Origin of the sequence: Nguyenibacter sp. L1, from assembly GCF_035199985.1 — a bacterium.
Taxonomy (GTDB): domain Bacteria; phylum Pseudomonadota; class Alphaproteobacteria; order Acetobacterales; family Acetobacteraceae; genus Gluconacetobacter; species Gluconacetobacter vanlangensis.
Map to the genome: position 1 here is coordinate 964,635 of NZ_CP127015.1, position 12,509 is coordinate 977,143.

Annotated in this window: 10 protein-coding genes; 3 read left to right on the forward strand and 7 right to left on the reverse strand. The window is 63.2% G+C overall.

Annotated features, from left to right (window positions below; genetic code table 11):
- The 7 genes from QN315_RS04265 to QN315_RS04295 all read right to left on the reverse strand — a co-directional run bounded on the left by QN315_RS04265 (position 1) and on the right by QN315_RS04295 (position 8,480).
- Positions 1–1,965, reverse strand: a complete 1,965-nt coding sequence (locus QN315_RS04265; protein ID WP_323991644.1) for a glycosyltransferase — start codon at positions 1,963–1,965, stop codon at positions 1–3.
- Positions 1,966–2,050: 85 nt separating this feature from the next.
- Positions 2,051–3,733 (reverse strand): alginate export family protein, encoded by a 1,683-nt coding sequence (locus QN315_RS04270; protein WP_323993266.1) that lies wholly within the window; start codon positions 3,731–3,733, stop codon positions 2,051–2,053.
- A gap of 381 nt (positions 3,734–4,114) precedes the next feature.
- Positions 4,115–4,807 carry a uracil-DNA glycosylase gene (gene ung, locus QN315_RS04275; RefSeq protein ID WP_323991645.1) on the reverse strand — a complete coding sequence of 231 codons (693 nt, stop codon included), beginning with the start codon at positions 4,805–4,807 and terminating at the stop codon, positions 4,115–4,117.
- 238 nt (positions 4,808–5,045) lie between these two features.
- Positions 5,046–5,528, reverse strand: coding sequence for a hypothetical protein (locus QN315_RS04280; protein WP_323991646.1), 483 nt, complete (start codon positions 5,526–5,528; stop codon positions 5,046–5,048).
- A 185-nt stretch (positions 5,529–5,713) separates the two neighbouring features.
- Complete coding sequence (locus QN315_RS04285; RefSeq protein WP_323991647.1) at positions 5,714–6,823, reverse strand: NADH:flavin oxidoreductase/NADH oxidase; 1,110 nt, start codon at positions 6,821–6,823, stop codon at positions 5,714–5,716.
- 43 nt (positions 6,824–6,866) lie between these two features.
- On the reverse strand, positions 6,867–7,724 hold the full coding sequence (locus tag QN315_RS04290; protein ID WP_323991648.1) for an NADPH-dependent oxidoreductase: 858 nt from the start codon (positions 7,722–7,724) through the stop codon (positions 6,867–6,869).
- Positions 7,725–7,784: 60 nt separating this feature from the next.
- Complete coding sequence (locus tag QN315_RS04295; protein WP_323991649.1) at positions 7,785–8,480, reverse strand: TetR/AcrR family transcriptional regulator; 696 nt, start codon at positions 8,478–8,480, stop codon at positions 7,785–7,787.
- A gap of 433 nt (positions 8,481–8,913) precedes the next feature.
- Between QN315_RS04295 and QN315_RS04300 the strand changes: the two genes are divergently transcribed.
- The 3 genes from QN315_RS04300 to QN315_RS04310 all read left to right on the forward strand — a co-directional run bounded on the left by QN315_RS04300 (position 8,914) and on the right by QN315_RS04310 (position 12,498).
- A complete protein-coding gene (locus tag QN315_RS04300) occupies positions 8,914–11,364 on the forward strand; it encodes an FtsX-like permease family protein (protein ID WP_323991650.1) in 2,451 nt (816 codons plus the stop codon).
- A gap of 138 nt (positions 11,365–11,502) precedes the next feature.
- A complete protein-coding gene (locus tag QN315_RS04305) occupies positions 11,503–12,042 on the forward strand; it encodes a GNAT family N-acetyltransferase (protein ID WP_323991651.1) in 540 nt (179 codons plus the stop codon).
- 213 nt (positions 12,043–12,255) lie between these two features.
- On the forward strand, positions 12,256–12,498 hold the full coding sequence (locus QN315_RS04310) for a YtcA family lipoprotein (protein ID WP_323991652.1): 243 nt from the start codon (positions 12,256–12,258) through the stop codon (positions 12,496–12,498).
- The last annotated feature ends 11 nt before the right edge of the window (positions 12,499–12,509 follow it).

Consider the following 12,509-nt stretch of genomic DNA (forward strand, 5'->3'; position numbering starts at 1 on the left):
CTACGCCACGATCGCGAAAGGCGCGCCGTGCTGGCGCAGATTGGGATTGTACCAGGGATCATGCATCAGAAAACCGGGATGCCGCCGATAGAGGCGATGCCGTTCCCGATCGAGGCGCGCGCGGCGTTCGGCGCTGGCGGCATCCTGCCCGCGCGAGAGGGATTCATGGTGCAGATAGATCGCGGCGGGACAGGACACATTGTACAATCCCTGTTCCAGCAAGCGGAAACAAAGATCGATATCATTATAGGCGACCGGGAAATCTTCGTCGAATCCCTGCACGGCGTCGAATTTCGGCCGTTCGATCATCAGGCAGGCGCCGGTGACCGCCGACCAGTTATAATCGGCGATGTTGCGCAGGACATAGCCGGGATCATCGGCGGCGTGGCGCAGGAATGCATGGCCGGGCCCGTCATCGAGATTGACGACGCCGACATGCTGGACCTGCATCAGTGCGGGATAGAGCAGCTTCGCCCCGACCGCGCCGATATGCGGCAACTGGGCGTATCCCGCCATCCGATCGAGCGCGTCGGCCGTGTGCAATTCGGTATCGTCGTTCAGGAACAGCAGGATGTCGCCACGCGCCTGCCGCGCGCCGATATTGTTGAGTTCCGAAAAATTGAACGGCGCGTCGTGGCGGATGACGCGGATATCGGTCCGTTCGTCAAGATCGGACAGGATGCGCAGCGTTTCGGGATCGGCCGACCCGTTATCGAGAATGACGATTTCGACATGGCGCCAGGACGCGGGCGCCAGGGACGCGATGCAGCGGGCGAGGACCGGGCCGTTGTCGCGCGTGGGGATGACGATCGAAATCAGCGGCGTGCCGCGCACGGCGTATCGAACCCGATCGTGGCAGGGGGCCTGGGCGATCGGTTCGAGCATGGCCGCCAGGCCGCGGCGGCGGAACGCGTCCTGGCGGGTTTTGCGGCCGGCGTTGCGGCATGGAGGCCGGTCGGGCGGGTGCCGGTCATGGAACAATATCTGGGAAACATGGCCGATATGCCGGGTCTGTTCGGTCACGCGAAGCGCCAGGTCCCAATGTTCGGCCCCTTCATGTTCCTCGCGCAGCGGCCCGATGCGATGCAGCAGGCTGCGGCGGATGCAACTGACCCGGCCGGTATAAGGCAGGCTGAGCAGCGTGTCCGGCGACCAGTCCGGTTTGAAAAATGGCTGCGTGTAGCCGCCGTCCGGGTCGATCCTGTCTTCGTCGGCATACAGGAACTCCGCGTCGCCGGCGGCGATGCGGGTCGCGAAGGCGTAGAGACAATCCGGCGTCAGTTCCTGGTCGGGGTCGAGGAGCACGACGAAATCACCCTCCGCCCGGCGGATCGCCGCGTTGATCGCCGCGATCCGGTGGCCGGCCGGCACATGCAGGATCGTGATCTGCGGATGCGCGGTCGGGGGCATGGTTTCGGCGGGTCCGGCCAGGATCAGCGTCCAATGGGGAAACCATTGCGCCGTGACCGATGCGATCATCCTTGCCGTCGCCTCGGGCGCCGCCCAGCCGGCCGGCGCGACGATGGAAAAGGAAATCCCGGCCAGCGCCGCCAGGCGTTCGGCGAAGTCGGGCGGCCAGTCATGGGGCACGTAGACATAGCCGGCCGGCGCGGCCTGCAACACATAATGACCGCCCTGTGCAGGATGGCAGGATGCGGGGTGGCGGGCCAGGTGGCGCAGGGGGGCGATTCGACGGACGGCCCGGTCGGCCAGCACCTCGTCCAGCCGGCGGCGCATGGCCGCGAGACGGGCCCCGGTCAGCCGGGGTGTCGCGACCCAGTAGGCGAAACGCAGGCCGTGCCGCGCCAGGGCGCGCCCGGGAGCCGGCAGTGACGCCGGTATTCTTTCCGCCAGATGCCGTGCCCGTTGCAGCAGGCGGTGACGAAAGGAGGCGGCGATCCGTTCGGTCCGTGCGGTCGGTTTCGCCCCCAGCATGTCGCCCCCCGCGCGCAGGATTCGGACCATGCTTTAGGCAGGATGGCGGGCGGGCGTCAAATTCCGCCCCCGGTCGCCCCCAAGCGAGTAGGAGGGCGACGCGGAAGGCCGCGTTTCAGAACCGGAACACGAAATTGGACTGGTAATAGGTTCCGTCGGACGCGCCGGCCGCCTTCAGCCCGTTCGACGTGACGAAGCGGGCGACATATTGCGTCCAGTTCAGATGGCGGTTCAACTGCAGCGAAAGCGCCGCCTGCGGCACCACCCCGATGAAGCCGCCATTATAGGGCCGGGGGAAAGTATAGCGCGCCGACGAGGTGAAGATCGGCGCGTTGGTGTCCTCGCGCCACATGAAGGGGGCCTTGAGCTGGAAGCTGACATAATCGCGCGGCGTGATTCGCAGCACCGGCGAGAGGCTGACCAGATTGGAGGGCGCGATATAGGTCGTGGTGTCCAGATAGTTGGTCTGTGGGCTGTAGGGGGCGATGTAGGTCCCGACCGTGCCCCTGGTCGGGGCGGCGTCGCCGCCTGAATAGATGTCGGCCTGCACGCCCATGAACGGATGCAGCGGCGACGGCGTGTGGCGATAGCCGATGATGGAATTCACCGCGAACGCGCTGACGTCGCGGGCGCGATTGGTGGTGGCGTAGTTGAACGTGCCCCCCTGCCACACGCCGCCGACCGAGAATTCGAAGGAGGGCGCCGAGCCGTGCCAGCGGAAGCCGAAATTATTGCGCGTGGTCGAACCGGATGCGGATTTGGTCGCCGTCGGGATCGCGGCGGCACTGCCGGCCAGCTTGTAGCCGATATAGAACAGGTCCAGGAAGCTCTGCATCCGTTCGCGGCCGACCGCGATCGGGCCCGGCGCCCAGGTCGTGTTGAAACCGTAAAGCCGGTTCTGGTAATTTTCGGTATCGCGGAACATGGACGTGTAGGAATCGTTCGTCTGCACGAAATCATAGGCGTCGATGCGGATGCGCGGCCAGAAGGCGTACGTCCGGAACCCGTTCCATGAGAGGGGCACCGAAGGCGTCTCGCGCGCATAGAGGATATAGGATGGCGCATCGAGGAATTGCTGGCGCCCGAAGATGAACCCGGCATGCGCCCCGGCGACGCGCCCCGTCAGTTCCAGGAATGCCTGCTGCACGTCCAGGCGCTTGCGATAGGTCGTATTGTAGCCATAGGCGGACCAGCCGGCGGAATCGGCGTTGATCAACTGCGTGAACAGCCGCACATGCGCGCCGAGGTGCAAATCGGCGCCATAGAGGTTGCGAATGGACATCCGACCGGAATCATTGGGGCTGCGGGTGCCGAGATTGGGGCGCTGTTCGAACCAGTTGCGCACCCGGGTCTCGCCCGAGAAGGTGAGCCAGATGGTCCCCGAGCGGTTGAGGGGAATGAATTTCAACGCGTCGAACGGGTCGTCATGCAGGCGGGGGTTGCGCAGATATTGCCAGTTTTCGGCGGCCGGATTGACGCCGTAGCGCCCGATCGGGCCGAAGCCCGCGGATTCGCCGTTGCCGGCATTGAACACGCCCCACGGCCCATGAGTCGAGGTCGGGGCGGCGAGCTGCGCCGGGGTGAGGCGACGAGGCTGGCCGACCGGGCCGGCATGGGGAAAGGTCTGGATGGGCGGGCGGGCTACGGGGCCGGTGGCCTGCTTGCCGTCATGCTGAATCGCGACCGGCGCGGTTGTCGGCACGGTTGTCGGCACGGTTGTCGGCACGGTTGTCTGGGCGGCCTCGGCAGACGGTGCCGGGGCCGCCCCAGCCGGAATAGCCAGGGCGGGAGCGCCCATGCAGAGCAGGATCGTGGCCGAAGGAAGAAGAGCCGGATGAATGCGTCGGATATGCGCCACGGTCGGTACGATGCTCGGATAGATTGTCGATAATGATCGTAGAGCACCGCTGTTGATCCAAATCAACACGAATTATCGTTGTTTATTAATTCACTGTATTGAATCGTTAAATATGGTGCGACAGGTTCGCCAATGCGCCCGCGATCGGATCGGGGCGGATCGGGCTGGACTGGATCGGGTTGGAGTGGATCGGCCTGGAGTGGATTCTGGCCGATATGCAGGCGCATGGATGGCTGGAGAGACCGACATCGCACGCCTGGACATGCTGGGCCGGCGGGAGAACGCAGTGACGTAATCTCGGATCGGCCCCCCCCCCCCGCGTCAGGCGGGCTGCGCGACGTCCGGCAGGGCCCAGTCGATCGGCGCCAGCCCGTTGCGGGCCAGGAAGGCGTTGGCCTGGGAAAAATGGCGACAGCCGAAGAAGCCGCTATGCGCCGACAGGGGCGACGGGTGCCGGGCCTTCAGCACCAGGTGCCGCGACTGATCGACGAAGGCGGCCTTTTTCTGGGCGTAGGCGCCCCACAGCATGAAGACGACCGGCGCGGGGCCGTCATTGACGCGGGCGATCACCGCGTCGGTGAAGCGTTCCCAGCCCCTGCCCTGGTGCGAGGCGGCGCTGGCGCGTTCGACGGTCAGCACGCTGTTCAGCAACAGCACCCCCTGCTTCGCCCAGGATTCGAGATAGCCGTGGCGGGCGGGGGGAATCCCCAGGTCGCTGTGGATTTCCTTGTAGATATTGACCAGCGAGGGCGGGATGCGGATGTCGGGCCGCACGCTGAAGCACAGGCCGTGGGCCTGGCCGTCACCATGGTACGGGTCCTGGCCCAGGATGACGACCCGGACCGCGTCCGGCGGGGTCAGGTCCAGCGCGCGGAAATATTCCGAGCCCCTGGGGAAGATCACCTTGCCGCGGCTCTTCTCCGCCAGCAGGAAATCCTTCAGCGCCCGCATGTACGGCGCATCGAATTCCGATTCCAGCGCCGCCTTCCAGCTTTCGTCCAGTTTGACCGTCATAGAACAGCGGCCCCCGGCGGGAGCCTGGTTTCCCTTGTCGTTTTCGAAATTCGATCAGCATGTTCGTGCATGAACCGGCCGCCATTCAGCGACGCCGCGCGGAAAAGATCAAGCCGCAATCCGTCCCGCCGGCGGTCCGCCGGCCGGCCGCCTGCTCGAGCATTTCCACTGAACACCGGTTCAGTGGAAATGCTCTATGTTGTTATTTTGTCGAGCATCTTCACGGGATCTGCTCTCGTCAGTTGCCGGGGCAGTATCTCCAACCCCATAAAAACGGGCCGGGACTGCCCAGATAGGGGCCGGAGAGGCCCGTGACGCAATTCGCCAGGCGCCGCGCCACGTCGTCCTGGTGGTCTTCGATCAGCCTGGAGCGCGCCTGGTTGGTCGCGGCCAGCAGCATGGCGCTTGCGTCGCCGTCGCTGATCCGCCCGGCGTCGCGCAGCAGGCCGGCCTTCTGCCGGGCGCTTGTCAGATAGGCGACCGCGGCCGGGTCGAGGCCGGTGGCCGTTCCGAAGGCGGTGTCCGCCTTATTTTCGCATCCGGCCAATTGCGCATAATGGCCGATCGCGGGCGGGTACTGGGCCGCGCAGCGGGCATATCGGTCCTGGACCAGCCGCACCTGTTGCTTCTGAGCGTCGGTCATGTCGAGCGGCGGCGTCAGCGGCGTGCCGCTGCATCCCGCAAGGAGAAGGGCCGTCAGGACAAGCCCGCATGGTTTCATGAGCGCGTTTTCCTTCTCTTGCGGCCTGCCGTTGCGACACGGAAATCGGACCAGACAATTTATTTATTACAAAATATGTCCAAAGAAGGAGAAAGCGAATATTTCCTCGTGCAATGGCGGGAAAGTGAACAGGCCGGCGCGGGGGGCCGCGTCCCGGCGCTGCGCGCGGGACGCGGCCTGGGGCCTTACGATTCCGGCAGCTTGAACAGGTCGCGGTGAATGGCCGGCTGGCAGCGCAGATACTGGCTGGCCGCCGTGACGTGGCCGCCCAGATGCGCCGCCGCGTGCCAGGGCCAGCGCGGATCATACAGGATGGTGCGCGCCAGGGCGATCATGTCGGCCTCGCCGTTGGCGACGATTGCCTCGGCCTGTTCGTAGCCGGTGATCAGGCCGACCGCCACGACGGGCATCTTCGTTTCGGCCTTGACGGCGCGGGCCAGCGGCACCTGGTAGCCCGGATGCACCGGAATGCGCTGAAGCGGGCTGAGGCCGCCGCTGGAGACATGGATGGCGCTGCACCCCCGGGATTCGAGCGCCCGAGCCAGCGCGATGGTCTGTTCGATGTCCCAGCCGCCCTCGACCCAGTCGGTGCCGGAGACGCGTACCGTCACCGGCCCGCCGGTGAAGGAATCCCGCACCGCGTCGAAGACTTCCAGCGGGAAGCGGAGCCGGTTTTCCAGGCTGCCGCCATAGGAATCGTCGCGGCGATTGACCAGCGGGGAAAGGAACTGATGCAGCAGGTAGCCGTGCGCGGCATGGATCTGCACCGCGTCGATGCCCAGCGCCGCCGACCGTTTCGCCGCCGCCGCGAAGGCGTCGCGCACCCGCCGCATGCCGTCGCGGTCCAGCGCCATGGGGGCGTTGTCGCCGTCGGTATAGGGCACCGCGGATGGCGCCACGGTCTGCCAGCTTTGCGGGGTGCCGGGCGGGATGTGCCGCCCGCCCTTCCACGGAACTTGGGTCGATGCCTTGCGCCCGGCATGGGCAAGCTGAATCGCGACCGGCATGCCGGACCATTGGCGGATCCCCGCCAGCGTGCGGCGCATCGCGGCCTCGGTCGCATCGTCCCACAGCCCGACATCGCCATAGGTGATCCGCCCTTCGGGCAGGACCGCCGTCGCCTCGATCGTCAGCAGGCCGGCGCCCGACTGGGCCAGGCCGCCCAGATGGATCAGGTGCCAGTCGTTCATGCGGCCGTCAGTGGCCGAATATTGACACATCGGCGCGATGACGATCCGGTTGGGCAGGGTCAGCCCGTCGATCGTCACCGGTTCGAATAATTTGGGAGTCGGCATGAGAATTCTCCAATCCAGATATACGGTTGGGGGAAACGATGCGTCAGGCCAGCGGAAAGCCCAGCGCGTGCAGGGCCTGGCGCAGCCGGTCGCGGCCGCTGAGCGCCTCGGGCCCGCGCATGCGGCGAACGGCCCCGTGTGACCAGGGCCGCGCCCCCCGCGCCCGCGCGCTGTCCGAACCGGTGAAGATCGCGTCATAGGCCGCGATGATGTCCGCTTCCGCGCCGCTGTCGTAGCGTTCGCGATGAAGGACGGCGGCCTGCGGCAGGCGCGGCTTGACCGGCGGCAGTTCGGCGGGCTCGGGGTAGCCCACGCACATGCCGAACAGCACCATGGCGGCGGGCGGCAGGCCCAGCAATTCGGCCACCGCCTCGGGGTGGTTGCGCATGCCGCCGATATAGACCAGGCCCAGCCCGTTTCTCTCGAACGAAACGGCCGCGTTCTGGGCCGCCAGGCTGACATCCACCGCGCCCAGGACGAAGCCTTCGAGATAATCCAGCCCGTCGGTGGGCACGCCCTGCGCCCGGCCGAGCCGGCGCAGGCGCGACAGGTCCAGCACCCAGGCCAGAAACAGCGGCGCCTGCGCCACATGTGCCTGCCCGCCCGCCAGTTCGGCCAGGCGCGCCCGGGTGCCCGCGTCGCGAACGGCGATCACGCTCCATAATTGCAGGTTCGAGGAGGTCGAGGCCGACTGCGCCGCGGCGACGGCGCCTTCCAGCAGCCGGTCATCGACCGCCTGGTCGCGATAGGCGCGCACCGAGCGGTGCGCCAGCATCTGGCGCAGCGGCGCGTCCAGCGCGGCGAGCCCCTCGGCGGGGCCAAGGTCGGTGCCGTAGCGCGCGCGCCAGGCGGCGGCCGTTTCGGCGACCGTTTCGGTTGAAGATGACGGGTGATCCATCATGCGGCCAGAGTTCCCTTGAATGCGACGATTGATCCCTCGGCGATCTTGGCGTCAGTCATGTTACGAAACCGCCGCATTGTTCGCCCGGGGTTCAGCGCCCAGGTTCAGCAGCCTCTGCGTCGTCGTCATCGCGTCGTCGAACGGGCGGCGGTCGCGGGTGAACTTGGCCAGCAGCGTGGCACCAAGCCAGAGCTGGTAGAGGGACATGGCCAGCACGGCCCCCGGATCGACGGTCCCCGGATCGGCGCCCTTCCGCTCGGCAAGCACCAGCGAGCCGTCCCGCCGCCCGTCATCGATGCAGCGTGCCAGGCGGTCGACGATCCGCCCGGTGCCGTCCTGCAGGATGGCCCGCATGCCCTCGGACAGGTCGCAGACTTCGGCCCCCAGCTTGACCGCCAGGCACTGGCTGAAGATGTCGCCGCTGACATAGCCCTCGCGCCAGCCCTGCCAGTAGGACATCAGCCGATCGGCGGCCGGCAGGCCGGGCGTGCCCAGCACGACGTCCAGCCGCGCGAGGTATTGGGTGAAATAGCGCTCCAGCAGCGCCTCGCCGAATGCCTCCTTGGACGCGAAATAATGATAGAACGATCCCTTGGGGACCTGGGCGGCACCCAGGATCTCGTTCAGGCCGACAGCGGAAAATCCCCGCCCGCCGATGATCGGACGGGCGGTGTCCAGTATGTGCCGCCGCGTGTCGCCATGGGCCGGGTTGAGGACCTGGCCACGGGTCGGGCCATGGGCTGGGGAGGCGTTCATGCCCCGATCCATAGCGCGGATTAGACCGGTCGTCTAGACGGCCGTCGCGGTTCGCCGACCATACGTTCCAATGCGTGGAGCCGATCGACCGTTTCCGCCGGAACGCCGGTCTGTTGCCGCTCTCGACGGGCGTTCGCCCGTCCGGTTCAGATCCAGACGCACCCCGGGCGAGAACGTCAGCAGAAATGGTCTCCATCAATTCCAAGGCGGCCCATCGTTCAGAATATAAAGGAAGCATCACCAAAAAGTGTAGCCATCATAAAAACGCAAAAATAGCGCGTAAGGTGCGTAACTTTCATCACGAATGACTGCCCGCTTCTGCAATAAAAACATTTTATTCTTGACAGAAACGTATGTACATTTTCTATAATTTCCCTTGATAGGAATGAAACAACTGCCTGAAGCAACGCCCGATACGATGTCTGGAGGGTTAATGCGTGCAGTAACGCGCATTCTTGCACGACAAAAGTTATATGCGGCGATCAACATCGCGGGGCTCGCGTTGGGTATCTCCGTATTCGTGACGATGAGCCTCATCGTACGATACGAGTTTGGTTATGACGCCTACCTCCCCAATACGGACTCGATCTATCGCGCGGACATCGTATGGCGTTTGCCCGGCAGCGCGCCCGAGGAGTGGCCGGTTGCGAGCTTCTTCGCCACATCATTCCTTAAACAGGATTTTGCAGGAATCAGCGATACGCTGCGTGTCTGGCCGAGAACGACAGCGATTCGGATCCGGAATGGAGCGAGCCGCGAACCTCTGACACAAGCCGACGCTAATTTCTTCTCGTTTTTTCATCTCGCGGTTGTCAGCGGCAACGAGACGCAGGCGCTAACGCGACCCGACTGGATTGCGATTCCCGCCAGCCTGGCTCTGAAGTATTTTGGGACCACGCAGGCGGTCGGAAAAACAATGACGCTTTTGGATGACGGGCGGACGCATATCGTCTCGCTCGTCTATGCCGACCCACCTGCCAACACGAGCTTTTCCTTCGGCATCATAGAGTTGGTTCCGCCTGATTTCATCAGACGCCAAATGTCCACGCCTGAGTCCGGGCTTACCTACTGGGGATCGACGCCGGGTACACTCTGGGTGCGGATTCCAAACGAACGGGATGTCGATACCATCGAGACCGGGATCGCCCGCTACGTGACGCGTCATCCCTCTGCGCCGAGCGTTGCGCAAGCGCGCGCCTACTGGGGCGATAGCGGACTGCATCTCGTTGGACTGCGCGAACTCCATTTTCACGACGCAGCGATCGGCTGGGGCGGGATGCATCGGCAGCTTGTCGTCATCCTCGGACTGGTGGGTTTGTCTGCCCTGGCGACGGCGGCTGTCAACTACGTCAATATGGCCACCGCCCGTGCCGGGATTCGCGCTCGCGAGGTCGCGATGCGCAAGGTACTGGGTGGCACACGTTGGAATTTGGTTGCTCAGTTCCTTTACGAAGCCATCTGCCTTGTCGCATCCGCTGCCTTCATTGGTCTCTCCCTGGTCGAATTGTCCCTCCGTTCAATCAATGCCCTTGGTGGCTGGCACGTCACATTGGCGCCTTCCTTTACGTTACCATTGTTGGTGATCATCTCGTTGGGCGTAGGAACGTTGGCTGGTCTTTACCCGGCATTTGTCCTGTCATCGTTCCGTCCTGCGGCCGTGCTGGCAACCGGCCGGATGCCGGCCGGCGGACGGATGGCATCAATGTTGCGCAACGTCCTGGTGACAAGTCAGTTTACGTTCGCCATCGCCTTGGCGGTCTGCACCCTGGTCATGAAGGAGCAGGCGTATTTCGTGCAACATCTTGCGCGCGGCATCCGAACAGACGGGATAATAATTCTGGATGCAGATGGCTCTGCAGGTCGCGAGAGTGCGATTTTGCAGCGGCTTCGTGCAGTGCCTGGCGTTCTTATGGTAGAACGCTCCAATCTCTATCCGCATCACCTCCAGAGTGGCGGCGTGTTTATCCGGGAGGGTACTGGGGCAACCCGTTCGGAACTTGCCGTGGGGCATGTGTCGTCCGGTTTCCTCGATTTATATGGTCTCCAGCTTGTCGCCGGACGGTGGTTCGATCCGGCCCGTTCAGATGACTTCGAAGACCCCGCCTCTTCTTCCGACAGGCGAAGCGACGTTCCATTCGTCCAGGGCGTGGTTATCAGTGCGCTGGCGGCGCAACGATTAGGCTTTCCACGGGTCGAGGATGCTTATGGACAGATTATCAGAGAGGCTTCCGATCCGACGCCCTTGAGGATTATCGGAATCGTCCGCGATGTTCGACTATCGGGCCCGCATGATTCACTTCGGCCCGTGATCTTCTACGGCATCCGTGCGACTGGCCATACGACTGCGGACGTCGCGTGGCAGGTCCGATATTCCGGCGTGAATGAAGGGCTGGAGATGGCGCGCCTTCGCGCCGCGTGGGAAGATATTCTTCCCGATACGCCCATACAGGCGCAGAGCGTGCCGGACATCTTAAGTACAGACTACCGAACGGATCGCAACCACAGCCTGTTGTTTGGAATAGGGTCGGCTATCGCCATTGGTATTGCCTGTCTTGGTCTTTACGGTCTGTCCATTTTTCACGTCTCTCACCGGATGCACGAAATCGGCATTCGCAAGGTTCTCGGAGCCCGCACGCGCGATATCCTGTTTCTGCTCTCAACACAATTCATTCGCCCGATCATCATCGCCAACTTGATCGCATGGCCCCTTGCGTGGGGGATCATGCGGCACTGGCTGGATACGTTCGACCAGCGCATCACGCTTACGCCGATACCGTTTGTCCTTGTGACCGCCGCAGCAACGCTGATTGCCGCCCTTACTATTGCTGTACAGACGTGGCGGGCCGCAAGGAGGCCGCCTGGCGCCACATTACGTCAAATTTGAATGGGAATATGGAATCGGCCCCACGCGATCGAGACTGGTTGTGCTGCCACCAAAGGCTGATCCAGAACCCATTCCGCTCGATCCCGGCGATGCCGTTATTACACTTCTCACTTTTTGTTTTCATCCTTCAGGTATTTAATGCACGAAACGGATAGGCTCCTGATAGAAGACATTTCCCCTGCTCATGCAGGGGAAATGTTCAATGGCTTACAAGATTCTCGCGCGTATAAATTTATACCGGATGATCCGCCCAGGCATTTCACCGCCCTGAGAGAACGTTACAGAAAATTATCTGCCAACAAAATATCGCCGGATGGCCGTGAAGAATGGTTGAATTGGGTCCTACGCCTGAAGGAGGGGGGATCGCTCATTGGATTCATTCAAGCGACTATAAATGTTGGCGATAGGGAATCGTTGGTCGCCTATCAGCTATTTCCTGCCTTTTGGGGAAAAGGATACGCTCAGGAATCCTTGGAATGGTTGGTACAAGAACTGTTTCACAACCGCGGCGTGAACGTTTTGGTTGCACTGATTGATACGCGCAACACGAATTCCATTCGGCTTGTGGAAAAAATAGGCTTTACTATGGAAAAAATCACAAAAGATGCCGATTACTTCAAAGGGCGCACAAGTGATGAATTCCGGTTTATTTTGCGTCGAGAAAAATTCAGTCTGTAGGTAGGGGCCCGATGTAATGCCGCGCCAACCGATATAACGCCCGGCGCCGAACTTGTGAATCATTGAGCGCTTTGCCAGACGGATACGGAGCGGGCGTATGTTTCGCTTTATCGAACGCTCGTCTCCACCCTCTATGGCCGGCATCGTATTGTCTAAATTCGCAAATGCGTCTCTTATTCGCCCATGGCGAGTGATCGGACATGGCCCTGGCGCGTGGCGCCATTTTTGCTGCTGGGTGGCTGCGCGGTGCGTGGCGCGCCTGCCTTTCCTCTGGTCGGGGCTTATTTCCCGGACTGGATGCTGTGCGCCATGATCGGGATCGGCGCGTCGCTGCTGTTGCGCGCGCTGTTCCTGCCCGTCGGTATCGACGCGGTCCTCGGTTTCAGGCTGTTCACCTATGTCGCGCTGGGGGTCGTGTCCGGCCTGGTTGCCTGGCTGGCCTGGTTCGGACCGTAAGAGACGAGGAT